This is a genomic window from Psychrobacter sp. 16-MNA-CIBAN-0192, assembly GCF_040309565.1.
Classification (GTDB): domain Bacteria; phylum Pseudomonadota; class Gammaproteobacteria; order Pseudomonadales; family Moraxellaceae; genus Psychrobacter.
The window spans coordinates 1-235 of the sequence record NZ_JBEOOX010000733.1 but is presented as its reverse complement, the minus strand read 5'-3'; the positions used below and the strand labels follow the sequence as shown (position 1 = coordinate 235).

The following is a 235-nucleotide window of genomic DNA, read 5'->3' as shown; positions in this document are numbered from 1 at the left end:
ACCTTGGGCCCAGAACAACCAGTTAAATGTTTGCGTTCTGGCTTTGCCATCTTTAGGGAGGAATTGGTTAAACTTCTCTGCTAGATGAACCAAAATTGAAGCAGATTCAAACACGTTTTCGTCTTCATTAGCTGATTTATCCAATAAAGCAGGAATTTTTGAGTTTGGATTAACGGCAACGAACCCTGACGAGAATTGATCCTTTTCCCCGATGTTAATCAGATAAGCATCATAT

The 235-nt window shown here is 39.6% G+C and carries 1 pseudogene; it reads right to left on the bottom strand.

From position 1 onward, the window contains the following. A pseudogene (locus AAEY78_RS15030) lies at nucleotides 1–235 on the bottom strand (glutathione-dependent disulfide-bond oxidoreductase); the annotation flags it as partial.